Consider the following 16,929-nt stretch of genomic DNA (forward strand, 5'->3'; position numbering starts at 1 on the left):
TCCGGGGAAAAATGTCGAGCGGCGGGATGGTGTGGATGATCAACTGACGACAAGTGTCGTCATTTTCGGATTGACGATGACGACAAATGTCGGCATTCCATATTCCATGAGTGGAAATTTCCTTCCCGCGTTGTCGGCGGCGGAACAGGCGCTGATGGATCTGGTCTGGAAGCACCAACCCGCTACGGTGGCCCGCCTGCTGGAACTGGTGAATGCCTCCCGCCCGGAGCCGATCACGCGCAACACGCTGCAGACCCAGCTTTCCCGGCTGGAGGCGAAGGGATGGATCCGCCGGGCGGAAGGGGAGAAGTCACTGGAATACTCCGCGGTGGTGAAGGAGAAGAAAGGCCGTGTCGGACTGCTGAAGGATCTGAAGGGCCGGATGTTCGGTGGCTCCGCCTTGTCGATGATGCGCTGCCTCGTGGAGGAGGGCGGGATTTCAAAGACGGAGATCGCCGAGCTGCGGAAGCTGTTGGATGAACATGGAAAGGGAGGAAAGCCATGAGCATGCTTTCTGAACTTCCAGCCTATTGGCTGAACTTCCTGCTGCACACCGCGCTGTTGTCGGTGTTCGTCGGCGGGTTGTGTCTCTTGCTGCGTGATCCCGGCAGGCGTGCTTTTGCCGCCGCAGCGGGCGCCCTTGCCATCGTGGTTCTGCCGTGGGTTTCGGCGTTGGGTTGGTTTCAGGAAATTCCTTCCCCGGCAGCCGGGCCTGCCGCTCCGGCGGAGGAACGCCCATGGAGCGGTTGGGTCATCCGGATCGACGGGACTTCTACGGCAAATACAGTAGTGGCGGATCCCATGCGGGAAGATCCTGTCCCGCGGCGCACATCGTTCGATTGGAAAGAAGGTATTGCGGGCGTGTGGATTGCCGGTGGTCTGGCCGGATTGGTGGTGGTTGCGGTGAGGACGGCCCGGCTCCGCAGGTGGACGGCTTCATTGCGCGGGCCGACGGATGGGGAATGGGCTTCGCTGGTGCCATTCGCATCCGGAGCGCGGAGCGGATTTCTCATTTCAGGAAACGGAACCGGACCGTGCGCGGTGGGCTTTTCCCGGATGCGGATGGTCGTGCCGGAATCGGTGTTGGGAGATGGATGCCACGGGAAGCTGCGCTGGGTGGTGCGGCATGAGGCGGAGCACATCCGTGCCGGGGATCCGTGGCTGGCGGTGCTCCTTTCCTTGGCGAAGTGCGTGGCATGGTGGAATCCTGTGGTCCACCTGCTGGCCCGGCGGTGGGCGGAGGACCGCGAGCGGGTTTGCGATGCACGTGCGCTCGCCATGCCGGACGAGGGACGGAGCTATGGTGAATTCCTGCTGGATCTGACAGAGGCATGGACCGCCCCGGCCGGTGTGCCGATGGCGGCCAGCGGCGGGGCGAAGCGACTGGCGAAACGTCTCCGCGCATTGGTGCGTGGGGAACACGTCGCCGCGCGTTCGGCTGCTTCGGCGGTGCTGACGCTGTTGTTCATCGCGGGCGGTGGACTGCTGGCTTCCTGTGCGGGAGTGAAGACCGGCGGGGGAGAAGTTTCCACAGGTGCGGCGGCAAAGCCGGATACCGAATATTGGATGAGGGTCGGAAACCCTGCGAAAGAACCCAAACCGACGCGTTCCCCACAGATCAGGATCACCGCAAGTTTCCTCCAGTCCGATGACCCATTCCCCGAGGCGGGATCCATCCTGAGCAACCTTGAGTGGCAGCTCATGATGCGCCGCGCGGTTCAGAAAGCGGGCACCCACTTGATGACCGCACCCTCCGTAATGGCGAAGGATGGAATGGCGACCTCGACCTATATCGTGCATACCGAACCCGGCAACAAAGACATCCCCGATGTGCGCAAGGTGCCATTCGTCGGACTATCGTTGGAGTCGGTCCCTGTGATCAAGGGCAGGGAGGTAAGTTTGTCCGTCGATTGCCTGTGGAACTACGAGCCGGGCCGGTCGCCCATGGAACTTACTGCCAGCTTTGATGGCAAATGGCCGGCACCTTCCAAAGATTTCGACTGGAAGACCGTCCGCTCGGCTTCCGCGAAGCAGACCCGGTTGTTGTCAGCGGGGGAGTACATGCTGATCTCCCTGAAAGGTCTGCCGGAGGGCGTCCACATCATGGCGATGTTCAAGGCGGAGCCGATCGATGCCGCCGGGAACGTGGTGAAGGATTTCGGCGTGAGAATCGAGGTGCCGCATCATGTCCAGGAAATGCCGGACTTCCGCATCCGGGGCGGCATTCTGGAGGTGCCCGATGACAAAGATGCCATGGACTATCTTCCCGTCCCCAAGGGGGACCTGAATACCGGAAAGGGTGAGCTATGGCGGAAGCAAACTCCAGAGCAGGTCCGGAAGCATGTCCAGCAACACCACAAGGATGCGAAGTGGACGGATCTGGAGCCGGTCATGATCCTGGGAGGTCTGCCGGAGGCGCGGTGGAGGGTTTCAGATTTCAAGATGAAGCTCGCTCCAGGGCAACGAAGCCGTGGCTTTGACGACCTGATGAGGACCTCGGCACCACTTGATCCGGCAAATGCCGCGATGCAGGGCTTCAACCGGTTGGAATACGTGAAGGAGGCCAAGGGGCAGCCCAACGAAACGCTCTTTTTCGTGATAGAAAGGTTGCCGCGGTGAGCGGGCAGGGGCCGCATTGCGGCATAGCCGCTATGTCAGCTTCGCTCCCATTCCATGCGGTCCGCTGGGGTGAATGTTTTCTCAGGTAGCAAGCTCCGGTTTCCTGCGGACTTCCCCACCACCGGAAGTCTCACGACTTCCGCTACGTTTCTCTGCCCGCTCAATCCTCCAGCCAGCGGTCGAGCTTTTCCTCCAAATCCAGGCCGCGTTTCACGGTGAAGGATTCGCCGACCTCCACGGTCACGCGCTTGCCCGCGCTGTTCTGGAAATGGAGATGGACCGGGGTGGTGCCGGGATGGGCGGCGAGGGCTTCCTTGATCTCGATGAGATCCCGCTCGCCATGGCGGGTCGTCCACAGCATCAGCTCGATGGGACCCTTTCCATTGGAGGCGGCGGTGCGGCGGGCCTTCAGTTCGGAAAGCTCGTAGCCGGTCAGGCGGCGGCCGCCGGTGCGGTCGTCCACCTGCACCGCGCATTTGAGGCGGATGATCTTTCCGGGGTCCACCAGTCCGGCGTCACGGGCGGGGACAAAGGTTTCCCCCCACAGCATGACTTCGGCGATGCCGGTGAAGTCCTCCAGCTTCATCACGCCGAAGGGTTTGCCGGTTTTCGTGACCTTCGACTCCAGGGAGCGCACCATGCCGGCGAAGGGGAAACGCTCGCGGGCGTTGGAAAGATCGAGATCGTCGATCAGGCCGATGCGGCGGTACTTCTCCGAGTCGATCACCTTGCGGAACTTGTCGAGCGGGTGGCCGGTCACATAGAAGCCGAGCAATTCCTTCTCGTGGGCGAGGCGGTCGTCTTTCGGCCATTCCTCGACGGCGTTTTCGCTGCGGCGTGACTTCACCGCCGGGGCGGAGGGGGCCATGTCCATCGCATCAAAGAGGGACACCTGGCCGGAGGCACGGTCTTTCTGCGCGGAGGAGGCGGAGGCGACCACCTGCTCCAGGCGGTTGAACATCCCGGCGCGGGTTTCGCCGGTCCAGTCGAGTGCCCCGGCCTTGATGAGGTTCTCGAGGATCCGCTTGTTGATCACCTTCGAGTCCAGCCGCGAGGCGAAGTCCTCCAGCGAGGTGAATGGCCCCTTCTTCTCGCGTTCCTCGATCGCCTGCGCCATCGCGCCCTCGCCGCAGTTCTTGATCGCGGCCAGGCCGTAGCGGACGCCGTCGGTGCCGCCCTTGGTCTTTTCCGGGGCGAAGCGGAGCTGCGACTGGTTGATGTCCGGCGGCAGGATCTCGATCTTCATACGGTGGCACTCGGCCACGAAGACGGCGATCTTGTCCGTGTTGTTGATTTCGTTGGAAAGCAGGCCGGCCAGGAACTCGACCGGGTGGTTCGCCTTCAGGTAGGCGGTCCAGTAAGAGATGTGGCCGTAGCAGGCGGAGTGGGACTTGTTGAAGCCGTAGCCCGCGAACATCTCGATCTTCTCGAAGATCTGGTTCGCGAGCTTCGCCTCGATGCCGTTGGTGCGCGCCGCGCCTTCCACGAACTTCGAGCGCTCCTCCGCCATCTTCTTCGGGTCCTTCTTGCCCATCGCGCGGCGGAGAAGGTCGGCGCCGCCGAGGGTGTAGCCCGCCAGCAGCTTCGCCGCGTTCTGCACCTGCTCCTGGTAGATCATGACGCCGTTGGTCGATCCGCAGACCTTCTCCAGCAGCGGGTGCTCGTACATCGGCTTCGTCCGGCCCTTTTTGACGTCGAGCATCTGGTCGATGAACTGCATCGCGCCCGGACGGTAGACGGCGATCAAGTCGATGATGTCGTCGATACTGGAAATGTCGTACTTCCGGCAGGTCTCCACCATGCCGCCGGATTCAAGCTGGAACACGCCCATCGTTTCGCCGCGGTTCAGGACGTCGAAGGTCGGCTGGTCGTCCAGCGGCACTTTCTCGATCTCGAAGCCCGGCGTGTGCTTCCTGATGTGCTCCACCGCATCCTGGATGACGGTAAGGTTCTTCAGACCCAGGAAGTCCATTTTCAGCAGGCCCACCTCGGTGATCGCGCCCATGTCATACTGGGTCACGACTTCGCCTTCGTTGCCGCGGGTCAGCGGCACGTGCTCGTCCAGCGGCCTGTCGCCGATCACGACGCCTGCGGCGTGGATGCCCACGTTACGGGTCAGGCCTTCCAGCTTCAGCGCGTATTCCCAGAGTTCCTGGTAGGTCGTGGAACTGGCGACCAGTTCTTTCAGGTCCGGCTTCGAGTCATACTCGCCCTTCAGCGAGACACCCGGCTTCGCCTCGATCATCTTCGCGATGCGGTCGGCCTCGCCGTAGGACACACCCATGACCCGCGCCACGTCCCGCAGCACACTCTTCGCGCCCAGGGTGCCGTAGGTGATGATGTGGGAAACACTGCGTTCACCGTACTTCTGGCGGACGTATTCAATGACCTCCGGGCGGCGTGACTGGCAGAAGTCGATGTCAACGTCGGGCGGGCTGACCCGCTCCGGGTTGAGGAACCGCTCGAACAGCAGGCCGAAACGCAGCGGGCAGATGTCGGTGATGCCCATCGCATAGGACGCGAGCGATCCGGCGGCGGATCCCCGCCCGGGGCCGACGGGGATGTTGTGGTCCCGCGCCCACTGGATGAAGTCCGCGGTGATGAGGAAGTAGGAGGCGAAGCCCAGCTTGTTGATGATGTCCACCTCATACTTCAGCCGCTCCTGCACCTCCGCCTCGCCGGCGCGCTCCACGCCATAGCGGCGCACCAGGCCGTCCTGGCAGATCTTCATCAGATACTCTTCCCGCGGGCTGCCGTCCGGCGTGCCGAACTGCGGGTATTTTTCGGACGAGGTGGAGTCCAGTTTGATGCTGACGTTGCACCGTTCCGCGATTTCCAGCGTCGCATCGCACGCACCGGGAACGTCCGCGAAAAGTTCCCGCATCTGCTCCGCCGTCTTGAAATAGACCTCCGGAGTGTAGCGCATCCGGTTCTCGTCGATGAGGAGGTTGCCGGTGCCGATGCAGATCATCACGTCATGGGCCTCATGGTCGTCACGGTTGAGGAAGTGGACGTCGTTCGCCGCCACTGGCTTCAGGCCGAACTCCTTTGCCAGCGCGAGCAGGCCGGGCCGGACCAGTTCCTGCTGCTCCAGTCCGTGGTTGTGGATCTCCACATAGACGTTGTTCCGGCCGTAGATATCGACCAGCTCCGCCATCGTCTCGCGGGCCTTGTCCATGTCCCCGGCGCGCAGCCATTCGTTCACCGGTCCGGAGATACAGCCCGTCAGGCAGATGATGCCCGCCGCGTGTTTCCGCAGGACGCTCCGGTCCACCCGCGGCTTTCCGTAGTAAAGTCCCTCCAGGTGGCCGATGGAGGTCAGCTTGCTCAGGTTGTTCCAGCCCTCATCCGTCTCAGCGAGGAGGGTCATGTGGGTTGCCCGCTTCCGGCCGACCAGCTCCTTCTTGTCCTCCATCGACTGCGGGGCGAGGTAGATCTCGCAGCCGAAGATCGGCTTCACGCCGCCTTTCTTGCAAGCCTGGTAGAACTCGATCGCGCCGTAAAGGTTGCCGTGGTCCGTCATCGCCACCGCCGGCATCCCCAGCTCCGCCGCCCGCTTGACCAGATCCTTGGTGCGGATCATGCCGTCGAGCAGGGAGTATTCGGTGTGCAGGTGGAGGTGGACGAAGGAATCGGACATCGGGCGGCCCGAGGATGGGGCAGACCGCCGGAACGTCCAAGCAGGATTGAAAGCAAGTTGTTCCCGCCTAGGGAGCCAAGGCTTTCGCCAGCGGGGAGGGGGAAATGGCTTCCAGCAGCGCCTTGCGGCGTTTGCCGATGGTTTCAGCCGGGTTCAGGAGGTCACCCTGCTGTTTCGCATAGCCGCCACCGGCGTCCACGACGTCTCCGGCGCGCAGCTCCAGGTGCAGATGCGCGGGGTATTGGCCGTCCGCCGTGCCGATGGTGCCGATCTTCGTCCCACGGGCGACCAAGGCGTCCTTCTTGACCTCGACTTTGTCCAGATGGCCATACACCGACTGCAGGGGTTTTCCTTCCGCGTCCTTGTGGGCGATGATCACGACGTTCCCCCAGGCGGGCGTGGAGGCTCCCGCGAAAACCACCAGCCCGTCGCCGATGGCGAAGACCGGATCCCCCAGGTTGGTGTTGTTGCCACCGATGCCGTAGAGGTCATCCCCCGTATGGTTGGCTCCACGTTTCTCGTTTTTCGCCCAGAAGGGCTGGGCGTTGTGGGTGAAGGCTCCGTTTTCGGTGCCAGCGGGAGGGTCCAGACGGATGGCCGCCGGGACGCTCATGGACTGCCATGGGGAAAGAGGGCGGAAATTCAGGTCCGGCGCTCCTTTTTCCGGCATTACCAGCGGGGAATCCGCGCTCTGGCTGCCGAACCGGGGGATCCGCCCCGCGCTGCCGCCGCTCACCTGCCAGATCGCGGTGCCCGTGATGGCCAAGGCCACGACCGCAGTGACGATGAAGGCCGGAACCGCGCTGGGGGAGGAAGGGGTGGTGTTTTCCATGATGAACGTGCTCATGGCACTACGCACCCGCCCGTCCGGAACTTTCCCAAGTCTTGATTTCCCAAGCTGGAAAGAAAACGCAGGCCTGCCCGCCGGTCAGCCCCCGGACTCCACATCCGGGGACGATGAGCTGTTGATCCGGTGAGCAGGCCTCCTAGAATTCCAACATGCCATGGCGGAGGGTTTCCGGCTACCCCCCAAAATAGGGGGTGAAATTCAGCCTTTCCGCAAGTTGAGCTAGAAACCGGTTGCGGAATGCAGGTATGGTCCGTCTTGATGAGCAAAGTACCGAAGTGGGCGGGACGGGGGATGGTTCCATTGGCGGCGGGGCTTTTTTTTCCAGGGGGGCTGCCGGCGGCGGAGGAGCAGGGAGGCAAGCCGCAGGAACTCGCCACACTGGAGGTCACAGGCACGCGCGGGGATGCATCCGCGGTTCCCGCGCCCATTTCCCCGTCAACGGCCCAGGTGGTTCCGGAGGGGATCATGAAAGACCTGGACCTGAAGGATCTGTCCGATGTCTCCCGGCTGGCTCCGAATGTGTCGGTAAGCCAGTCGGAAGTGAGCCGCGCCCCCAGCTTCGGCATCCGCGGCACCCAGGAACTCACCTTCCATGAGCTGGACGGAGGCCGGACCAGCGCCGCATACTACATTGATGACGTTCCTTTCCAGGACGCCTACGGACGGGAGTTCGGTATGTTCGCGGCGTCTGGCATCACGATCCACAAGGGGCCGCACGGCACACTTTTCGGAGCACCGGGACCTGCCGGTGTTTTCGATGTGACCACCCGCCGCCCGGAGGCCGGGCTGGAGGGGGAGGCCTCCTACACCTATGGCAGCCACGCCTTCCACCGCGGCACCCTGCACACCAGCGGGCAGGTGCGTCCGGGCCTGCTTTTCGGGGTCGATTTCCTCTACTCCGAGAGCGAGGGATGGTTCAGGGACCGCCTGACCGGAGACCCCTACGGAAAGTCCGAAAGCGCGGCGCTGCTGGCGAAGCTCATCTGGCAGGCCACCGACCAGCTCGAGTTCACCCTCACCGCCGGGCTGCAACGCCATGATGACGATCCTCCGGTGTTCATGCCATTCGGCAGCTCCGTTCCCCGCGACGTGAGCGCGGATCCGGATGCCTCCGCCACCGGCTGGGGGGCATTCCAGGCACTGCGGGCCGTGTGGAGGGAAGACGACTGGCAGATCAAATCCATCACCTCCCACCGGGATTCGCATTCCGAAGATGAGGATGCCGCCCTGTTGTTCGAAATTTTCAATCCGGGCACCCTGTTCCGGGACCGGGATCAGAATGTATCCGCGTGGACGCAGGAAATCCGTGCCGAATCGACGGACCCCTCCGCGCGCTTGCGCTGGCGGGCCGGCCTGTTTTTCTCCAACCGGAACTCCTACCTGGAGCATTTCATCCGCGGTCTCGGTCCGTGGGAGGGGCTCAATGAATTGCAATACGACCACCAGGAATGGGCCGCCTATGGTGAGATCACCCGTTCCATCGGGGACCATCTGGAACTGAGCGGCGGACTGCGGCTCCAGCTTTCACGCGACCATACCCGGTCTTCGTTCGATCCGTCGGCGGCCGCTGCGGGCCTCGGTGCCGTCGCCTTCACCACGGATGGCCGCGAGGACTACACCGCCGCCCTGCCGATGGCCGCGGTGGCGTGGAAATGGACGGAGACGCAGCGTTCCTACCTCCGTTTCAGCACCGCCATGCAGCCCGGTGGCCTCGCCATCGCGGCGGGTTCGTCCAACGAATATGATGCCCAGCACTCCGTCCACTATGAGCTGGGGCATGACAGTTCTTTCCGGGATGGAACGGTGGAGCTCCATGCCGCCGCCTACTACACGGACTACCGGGACTACCAGGCCTTCCAGTTCCACCCGGCCGGGCAGACGATCTTCAATGCGGAGGATGCCCATGCCTGGGGCCTGGAAGCGGAACTGCGGATCCGTCCCGCCGCCGGGCTCGAACTCTTCGCCGGAGCCGGATACACACACGCCCGCTATGATGACTATGATTCCTTCATCGGGGATTTTTCCGGCAAGCGCGTCGCCAAGATCCCGGTCTGCACCGTGAACGCCGGTGCCAGCTACCGGGCGGCATGGGGAGGCATGGCGGCCATCAACTGGCGTCTGGTCGGGAGGACTTCATTTGATGATGCCAATAATGTGACGCAGGGTTCCTATTCGCTGCTCGATGCGCGCCTCGGGTTCGAGAAAGGGAACTTCGGCATCTACGTTTTCGGCAGGAATCTGACGGATGAAGAATACTTCACCCACAGTTATGTCTTCTTCGGCCAGCCCGCCGCCAGCCCGGGTGCTCCGCGGATGATCGGCACGGAAATCCGGGCAACCTTCTGAGGGTTCGCACGATTGGCGTGGCGTTCGTCAGGAGGCTGGATGCCATGAAATCCACGTAAAATCCGGCAATGATTGCCATGCTTTCTAATATTCGTTAGGTCGGAGGCGTTCTTTCCCAAAGATGATGATGAGATTGCCGAATTTGTTGCTGGGTTCCGCGTTGGCCTTCCTGCCCATGCTGGTGGTGGCCGGAGAGGCTGAAGATTCACTGTTGGACGCTGCGGCGAAAGGGGACGCCCCGCGCATCGTCCTCGCGCTGTCGGAGGCAGGGCCGGACATCCGGGACGCGCAAGGACGCACCCCGCTGATGCTGGCCGCCCAGTCGGGTGATTTCGAGTCCGTCCGGCGGCTCCTCTGGGGCAAGGCGGACGCACGGCTGAAGGACAACCAGGGCAAGATCGCCCGCGACTATCTGGACATCAAGGGGGAGGCCTTCGCGCCGCTGGCGCTCATCCTCCGCTGTCATGCCTTCTGCCAGGAATACGGCCGCCCCGGTGGGAAGGCGAAGCACCCGAACCTCACGCTGGTGAACGACTTGTGGGTCGATCCCTCCCACCCGAAGCTCAAACCGCTCTACGCCGTCAACGAGGCGGAACTGAACGGGAAACCCGGCGTGGATGACGACAAGAACGGCTTCATCGACGATGTCTATGGCTGGAATCTCCGCCATGATGAGCCGCTGCGCGCGCCCCAGCTTTCCATCGACTCCTCCGAAGACACGCGCAACTACCTGGGCGGCCTGCTGAGGGACTTCGACGCGGCTTCCTCCGGCGGTGACCAGAAAACCGGGGCCATCCTCCGCGGCAGTTACAAGAACCCGCTCATCCGCCAGATCGGCTTCGACACCTTCGCGAACGTCAACATCGACCTCAACGACTTCGCCTACGCGGCGATGCTCCACTCCGCTTCCCACGGCACCCACGTCGCGGGCATCGTTGCGAACTACAGCGACCGGAAGGCCCGCATCATCGGTGCGGCCATCGGTTCCTCCGCGCCGACCACCAACCGGGTGTTCGATGACTTCGGGGCCATCGTGAAGCTGGCGGAGAAAACGCCCAGCTACGCGGAGTTCGTCTCCCTGGTACTGGACAGTTACCGCGGCCAGGCCATCGCCCAGGGCCGCCGTTCATCCGACTACCTCCGCGCCTGTGGAGCCGGGGTGGTGAACATGAGCTGGGGCTGGCCGCGCACCATCCATGAGAACATCGCGAACGCCCTTGCCGCCGCGTACAAGGAACACGGCCAGAACCCGGACACCATCGACAAGCCGGCCAATGCCCAGGACGCGCTGTTGATCGCGAACCTGCCGCTGGAGCTGACCATCGCCCATGCCGCCGCTTTCGCCCTGGCGTTCCATGAAAACCCGGACGTGCTCATCGTCATGGCCGCCGGAAACTCGAAGGAGAACAATGACGAGTTGCTGCCATCCCCGCAGTATCTCTCCCGCTTCTTCCCCCACGTGATGACCGTGGCCTCGGTCAATGAAAAGGGAACCCCATCCCCGTTCACGAACCACGGTGTGCGCTCCGTCCAGATCGCCGCGCTCGGTGAGCGGGTGGTTTCCACCATGCTCGCCGGTCTGGAGTGCCCGATGGACGGCACCTCGATGGCGTCCCCCGTGGTGGCTGGAACCGCCGCCGGGATCCGCGCGGATTTCCCGAATCTCTCCGCCACGGATGTGCGCCGCCTGCTCGAGGCGTCCGTCACGAAGTCCGAGGCGCTCTCCACGCTTGTCTCCACTTCCGGCATCCTGAACCCGGCGGCCGCCCGCCAGATGGCGTCGTCCTGGAGCCAGGACAACCTCGCCATGCTGGTGGAGGAAACCCGCCGCGCGAAGGTGGAGGGCCGGGACGGTCCGCAGCTCAATGTTCCTTTCCTTGCCAGTGAAAAATCCGGCAAATCTCCGGAAAAGGGCGCACCGCGCCGGATCACCTCCGTGGCGGGCTTTGGCAAGAACTGGAGGGCGGTCATGTCCCGCGGCACTCCGTACAACAACCAACGCCAGCTCGGTGTAGGGCCGTGGCCCACCGAGGAGGTGGACAAGGGCTGGAAGGAAGGCCTGCGCATCACCTCCGTCGCGGGTGAGCAGGGGGCGTGGAACGTCGTGATGAGCAGCGGGGTTCCCGGCATCCAGTCCGTCTTCGGCTTCAACCTCGACCAGGCGAAGATCTCCACGGCCATGGAGGAAGGCTACCGCATCACCGGCGTCGCCGGCTGGAAGAACGACTGGGTCGTCGTGATGAGCACGGAGACGAACCTCGGCCAGCAACGCTACACGCTGCCATCCCCGCTCAACGACAGCCGCAAGCAGTGGATCAAGGAACGCTGGGATGAGGGCTACCGCATCACCTCCGTGGGCGGGGATGATGATCCCCAGCACCCGGACGACGGCTGGTTCTTCGTCCTCACGAAGAACTCGGGAATCCAGGAGCAGGCGTACTCGGAGCCCGGCCCGTGGCCTGCCGAGTGGATCGCGGAGAACACGGAGAAGGGCTTCGCCATCACCTCCATCGCGGGTGCCGCCAACCACATGATCGTGGTCATGTCGAAGGGATCGCAGCTGACCGGCCAGGACAGTTCGCCCGAGGGAAGCTATCCCGTGCAGTGGATCCAGGAACGCTGGTGAACTTTGAAAACGCCGTGGCTTCTCCCCGTCCTTCTCATCCCCTGCTTCGCGCAGTGCGAGGACAAGCCGCGGCCACGCCCTGACTTCGTGCCTGCGGAGGTCCGCCTTTCCGCACACCCCCGCGCCGCCGCGGCGGCCGCCCGGGTGCGGCCCGTGCTTGAAAGGGACCTGTGGGAGAAGGACATGCGCCTCGGAGAGCCGGTGTTCCTCCGGGCCTTCAAGGAGGAACGAGTGCTCGAGGTGTTCGTGAAACGGAAAGGGGCGGAGAAATATGAGCTTTTCCGCAGTTACCACGTCGCCGGCACGTCAGGCTCGCCGGGGCCGAAGCTGGCGGAGGGCGATGGCCAGGTGCCGGAAGGTTTTTATTACACCGGTCTGAGGTCGCTGAACCCGGACAGCATGTACCACCTTTCGTTCAACATCGGCTACCCCAACGCCTACGACAGGTTCCACCAGCGGACGGGAAGCCATATCATGATCCATGGCAGCAACATCTCCATCGGCTGCCTGGCGATGACGGACGAAAAGATCGAGGAGATCTACACCATGGTGGATGCCGCGCTCCGCAACGGGCAGCCGTTTTTCCGCGTCCATGTCTTTCCGTTCCGCATGACGGAGGAACGCATGGTGCGGGCGGCGGAAGATCCCAACAAGCCGTTCTGGGACAACCTGAGGGAGGGCCATGACCTCTTTGAAAGGACCGGCCTCCCGCCCGAGACGGGCGTGGAGGAGGGGCGGTATTCTTTCAAAGCGGGGCCGTCCGCCCGGTGAGCCGCACCCGGCCCGGATCAGCGACGGCGGCGCACCAGCAACCCGGCCATGCCGGACAGGAGCAGCAGCGACGCGGATGGTTCCGGAATGAGCGCATCGGGAACCAGCTCCGTGCCGACGAACTTCGCGCTGTAGAGGCCTGCGGCCAGGCCATCCGGATTGGTGAAGGTTACGTCGGAAAGCGAGCCGGAGAGGCCGCCGGTGAAGACCAGTTTCTCACTGCCTCCGCCTGCGGTGTTGCCGTTCCAGTTGAGGATGTTCAGGGCGCCGCCCAGCGAGATCGTCCCGCTCGTGAAGGTCAGGTTGTTGTTGTCGCCGAGCAGATCCAGGATGCCTGCGCCGCTGACCGAAAGTACGCCCATGGAGTCGGTGAAGCCGGCGATCCGGAGGACGCCTTCCGCACCCAGGGTCACGGAGGCGTCATTCTTCACGACATTGTCGGCTCCGATGACAAACGTGCCACCCGTTGCGGAAATGGAAGAAGAGTTGGTCAGCCCGGTGGTGACGTTGAGCACCCCGCCGGTCACCGTGGTGGAACCTTCGTAGGTCTTCGCCGCGCCGGAGATCGTCCACGTTCCGGTTCCCGCCTTGGCGATGTGGGTCACACCTGTGCCTGCTGTATCCGCGATGGTTCCGGCCAGCTCCCCCGTGCCGGAGGTGCTGCCCTGGAGCGTGAGGGTTTTCGCACCGGTTGTGGAGTTGCCGGTGACGCCACCGTTGATCCTGAGATGGCCGGAGCCGGACTGCTCGATGATCCCGCCCCCGGTCGTATCCGAGCGCAGGACGATGCCGCGGGAGGTCGTCTCATTTGATGCTCCGGTGTAGAGGAGGCGGCCGGTGCCCCCGCCCTCGCCCAGGCTGATCGAGCTGGTGGTGGTGCTCCCAAGCTGTTGGGAAATGGAGGCAACGGAGACGGTCCCGTTGTCGATGCGGGTGGAGCCCGCGTAGGTATTGGTGCCGGAGAGCACCCACGTGCTGCCTCCGTTCTGGATGAGGGCGGAAGTGCCGGTGATGTTGCCGCTCACCGTTCCGTTGCCACCGCCCGTCAGAACGACGGCGTTGGCACCGGTGGTCGTGATGTTGCCGCTGACTTTGATGGAACCGCCCGAGTTGACGTTGATCCGTGCGTTGTCGGAAGTCGTGTTGATGCTGACGGCACCGGTCCATTCGTTGTCTCCCGAGGTGCTGGAAAGTCCTGCGATGACGCTGTTGACCGTGGCCGTTGACCCCGTGCCCAGGAAGGACAGGGATTCGCCGGCGATGGTGATGCCTCCACGGAGTTCCACGCCGCCGCCGCGTTCGACCGTTATGCCCGCCGCGTCGGAACCGAGGGCGCCGGAATGCTGGACAATGAGGGTGGTCCCGCCCTTGACGGTGGTGGCACCGGAGTAGTCGTTCGCGGAATTGAGGATGACCTTGCCGCCGCCCCCGTTCCCGACGGTGACGGTGTTGCCGCCGGAAAAGGCGTTGTCATTTCCAAAGGTGATGGTCCCGCCACCGCCGCCGATGAAGTAGCCGGATGATCCCGGAGTGATGGTGCCGGTGTAGGTCACGGGTGAACTGCCGACGTCCGCCCCCAGCGAAAGCGTCTGGAACTTTGCCGACGCGTCGAAATTCACATCCGAGTCCACCTGTAGGGCGAGGGCGCCGGTGGATGCGCCGGAAAGCCGTTCGTCCGCCAGGATGGGGGCAAGGGCGGTGGTGAACGCCCCGGCGACGGAAACCGCGCCGTTGTCGCCGATGACAAGGCTGTTCGCACCATTGGAGGGCAGCGACGCGGCATTGATGAACCGGACCAGTCCGCCGTTGATGGTGGTTGTTCCGCCATACGTATTGGTTCCCGCGACGCGGAGGACCGTGCCGATGCCGGGGCCGCTGCTGGTGGTGGTGAGCGAGAAGGTGTCCGCCCCGTCAGTGATGGCGCCATTGAGGGTGAGCGTGCCGACGGCCGCGGTGCCGGGACCATTCAGGGCGATGGAACGGTCCCCGGTCATCGCCAGTGCTCCGGACAGGACGAGGGTCTGGTTCCCCGTGTAGCCGAAGTCACCCGCCCAGTTGATGGCGTTGTTGATCGTGAGTGATGCGGTCCCCGAGGTATTGCCGATGTTCCCCCCGTTGATGGTGAACGTGCCACTGCCGAGGGCGTTGGCATTGTTGATGTTCAGGGTGCCGGCGTTCAGGGTGACTCCTCCGCCCATGGAGGAATTATTACCGGACAGGGTGAGCGTGCCGCTGCCGGTCTTGTTGAGGGCGATGACGCCCGGGCCGTTGCTGACCACTCCGCTGAGGTTGATGCCCGATGAGGCGATGTCGGTGAAGAGTTCCAGGGTTTTGGTCCCGGCGTTGCCTGCCGTAATCGCGCCGGAAAGGGTCAGGGTCCGGGCGGTCCCGGTCGTTATTGCGGCGAGGTTGCTGATCTTCACCGAAGCGCTGTCCAGCCTCAACGGAGCCGCGATCGTCTGGGCGGTGCTGCCCGACAGCGACTGGATCTCAGCGGTCGATGCGCCATTGTCCAGGATCAGGGTGGACCCCGCGGTGGTGCCGAAGGTGAAGCCGTTGGAATTGTTCGTATCGCCGATCTGCAGGATACCCACCGTGCGGTTGCCGCCGGTAAAGGTGATGGTGCTGGCGGCGGTGATGTTGGTGTTGATGATGGCCGTCGCGCCCTGTGCGTTCGGCACGACACCACCCACCCAGTTTGTGGCCGTGTTGTAGTCGCCTCCTGCGGTGGGGCTCCAGGTCTGCGCGGAAGCACCCGCGTTCAGGAAAATTCCGGCCGTGGCATAGCCGAGGATGGCCGTCCTGCGGGACAGGAGGAAAAGGGATTTGGGTTTCATTTTTTTGGGACGGGAGTCCGGGTAACGCCGTGGGATGAGCCGTGCTCCCGCGCGGAACACCACAGTGTCACCAGACAATCCGGTCCCCCGGCAATATCAAGCTATTTCACGGCCTCTGCCGTCGCCGGGCTGGAGTTTTCCTCTGGCTCCAGGATCCGGATCGGGACGGTGGCGGAAGCCCGCAGTTTCTCCCGGTGGGCCTTCACCGCGTCGTGGCGTTTCACCGTTTCCAGGGCGGAAAGGATCTCGGCCTTCGCATCATCAAAGGACCGCGGCTCGGCTCCCTTCCGGGTCATGATTTCCACCAGGTGCCATCCCAGCCGGGAACGCACGAGGGTGGGCTGCCCCACGGGCAGTGAGAACAGGGGTTCCGCCAGATCCGGGGAGAGCCGCGCACGGCTCATCCAGCCCAGATAGCCGCCCTCGTCCTTGGTGGACGGGTCCTGGCTGAATTCCTTCGCCAGGTTGGGGAAGTTCTTCTGCTTCGCATTCAGTTGCGCGAGCGCCTCTTCGAGCTTCTTCTTCGCTTCCTCCGGCTCGGTCTGGACGGTGGGGATGAAAATGTGGCGGGCCTCCACCCGCTCCGGCAGGGCCAGATCCTTCTCATGGGCCGTGAACCATTTCTTCGCCTCCTCCTCGGTCGGCGGAGCGGGGGTGACCTTTGCGGCCACGTATTTCTCGATCCGTATCTGGGATGCGATGCGATCCCGGAGATCTTTTTCGGAAGCAATTCCTTGGGCCTTCATCGTCGCATCGAGCGCTCCCTTGTCCCCGCCGAAGCGGGCGGTCAGCCGGCCCAGCCGCTCGTCGATTTCCGCGGCAGGTACTTCCGCGGGCTTTCCGGCGGCGTTCATTTCCGCCAGCAGGAGTTCGGATTCGATCAACTCTTCCAGGGCGGCCTTCTTTGCCGCGGTCTGTTCCTCAGGCGAAAGGCCGTCGAGGGTTTTCCCTTCGAGGGCCAGTCGCTCGAACACCGCCCGGTCGAGCTGGCTGCGGGAGATTGGTCGGTTCCCCGCCCGGGCGACCACGCCTTCCTTACGGGCTTTCTCGAGCGCCTGCGGGGTGTCAGGGCTGAAGGCTTGGCCAACCGCCCGGTTCAACGGGCCGTTGAAGAGGAAGAAATCCCCCGCCAGATAGGCGAGGAATGCGGCGCAGAGGGTGAGGCGGGCTTTGTGGGTCATTTCCGGGTGCGGGAAATGAACGCATCCACCGGCCCGAATGTTTCACCACGGAGTGGTGA

Annotated in this window: 9 protein-coding genes; 5 read left to right on the plus strand and 4 right to left on the minus strand. The window is 63.6% G+C overall.

The window, feature by feature from the left end; translation table 11 throughout:
- Positions 1-106: 106 nt before the first annotated feature.
- Both KF712_08020 and KF712_08025 read left to right on the plus strand, forming a co-directional pair.
- The gene (locus tag KF712_08020; protein MBX3740921.1) at positions 107-505 is read left to right on the plus strand and encodes a BlaI/MecI/CopY family transcriptional regulator; all 399 of its coding nucleotides are present in this window, start codon (positions 107-109) and stop codon (positions 503-505) included.
- Positions 502-2,619, plus strand: a complete 2,118-nt coding sequence (locus KF712_08025; GenBank protein MBX3740922.1) for a M56 family metallopeptidase — start codon at positions 502-504, stop codon at positions 2,617-2,619. Before KF712_08020 ends, KF712_08025 begins: the two co-directional genes overlap by 4 nt.
- A 160-nt stretch (positions 2,620-2,779) precedes the next feature.
- Here the strand turns inward: KF712_08025 and dnaE are convergent, their stop codons facing one another.
- Together dnaE and KF712_08035 are read right to left on the minus strand one after the other, a co-directional pair.
- Positions 2,780-6,259 (minus strand): DNA polymerase III subunit alpha, encoded by a 3,480-nt coding sequence (gene dnaE, locus KF712_08030; GenBank protein ID MBX3740923.1) that lies wholly within the window; start codon positions 6,257-6,259, stop codon positions 2,780-2,782.
- Between the two features lie 67 nt (positions 6,260-6,326).
- Positions 6,327-7,106, minus strand: coding sequence for a M23 family metallopeptidase (locus KF712_08035; protein ID MBX3740924.1), 780 nt, complete (start codon positions 7,104-7,106; stop codon positions 6,327-6,329).
- A 261-nt stretch (positions 7,107-7,367) separates the two neighbouring features.
- On the opposite strand from KF712_08035, the gene KF712_08040 reads away from it, so the two are divergent.
- The 3 genes from KF712_08040 (at position 7,368) to KF712_08050 (ending at position 12,852) form a co-directional block, all read left to right on the plus strand.
- Positions 7,368-9,455 carry a TonB-dependent receptor gene (locus KF712_08040; protein ID MBX3740925.1) on the plus strand — a complete coding sequence of 696 codons (2,088 nt, stop codon included), beginning with the start codon at positions 7,368-7,370 and terminating at the stop codon, positions 9,453-9,455.
- Positions 9,456-9,576: 121 nt separating this feature from the next.
- Complete coding sequence (locus tag KF712_08045; protein MBX3740926.1) at positions 9,577-12,081, plus strand: S8 family serine peptidase; 2,505 nt, start codon at positions 9,577-9,579, stop codon at positions 12,079-12,081.
- A 3-nt stretch (positions 12,082-12,084) separates the two neighbouring features.
- Positions 12,085-12,852: a murein L,D-transpeptidase gene (locus KF712_08050; protein ID MBX3740927.1), complete on the plus strand. Its 768-nt coding sequence runs from the start codon at positions 12,085-12,087 to the stop codon at positions 12,850-12,852.
- Positions 12,853-12,869: 17 nt separating this feature from the next.
- Here the strand turns inward: KF712_08050 and KF712_08055 are convergent, their stop codons facing one another.
- Positions 12,870-15,689: an autotransporter-associated beta strand repeat-containing protein gene (locus tag KF712_08055; protein MBX3740928.1), complete on the minus strand. Its 2,820-nt coding sequence runs from the start codon at positions 15,687-15,689 to the stop codon at positions 12,870-12,872.
- A gap of 101 nt (positions 15,690-15,790) precedes the next feature.
- Positions 15,791-16,870 carry a peptidylprolyl isomerase gene (locus KF712_08060; protein ID MBX3740929.1) on the minus strand — a complete coding sequence of 360 codons (1,080 nt, stop codon included), beginning with the start codon at positions 16,868-16,870 and terminating at the stop codon, positions 15,791-15,793.
- Between the last annotated feature and the right edge of the window lie 59 nt (positions 16,871-16,929).

Source organism: Akkermansiaceae bacterium (assembly GCA_019634595.1).
GTDB lineage: Bacteria > Verrucomicrobiota > Verrucomicrobiia > Verrucomicrobiales > Akkermansiaceae > Luteolibacter.

Coding starts and splice junctions, on each gene's coding strand:
- KF712_08040 (MBX3740925.1), top strand. CDS start 7,368: ATGAGCAAAGTACCGAAGTGGGCGGGACGGGGGATGGTTCCATTGGCG.
- dnaE (MBX3740923.1), bottom strand. CDS start 6,259: ATGTCCGATTCCTTCGTCCACCTCCACCTGCACACCGAATACTCCCTG.
- KF712_08035 (MBX3740924.1), bottom strand. CDS start 7,106: ATGAGCACGTTCATCATGGAAAACACCACCCCTTCCTCCCCCAGCGCG.
- KF712_08025 (MBX3740922.1), top strand. CDS start 502: ATGAGCATGCTTTCTGAACTTCCAGCCTATTGGCTGAACTTCCTGCTG.
- KF712_08055 (MBX3740928.1), bottom strand. CDS start 15,689: ATGAAACCCAAATCCCTTTTCCTCCTGTCCCGCAGGACGGCCATCCTC.
- KF712_08045 (MBX3740926.1), top strand. CDS start 9,577: ATGATGATGAGATTGCCGAATTTGTTGCTGGGTTCCGCGTTGGCCTTC.
- KF712_08020 (MBX3740921.1), top strand. CDS start 107: ATGAGTGGAAATTTCCTTCCCGCGTTGTCGGCGGCGGAACAGGCGCTG.
- KF712_08060 (MBX3740929.1), bottom strand. CDS start 16,870: ATGACCCACAAAGCCCGCCTCACCCTCTGCGCCGCATTCCTCGCCTAT.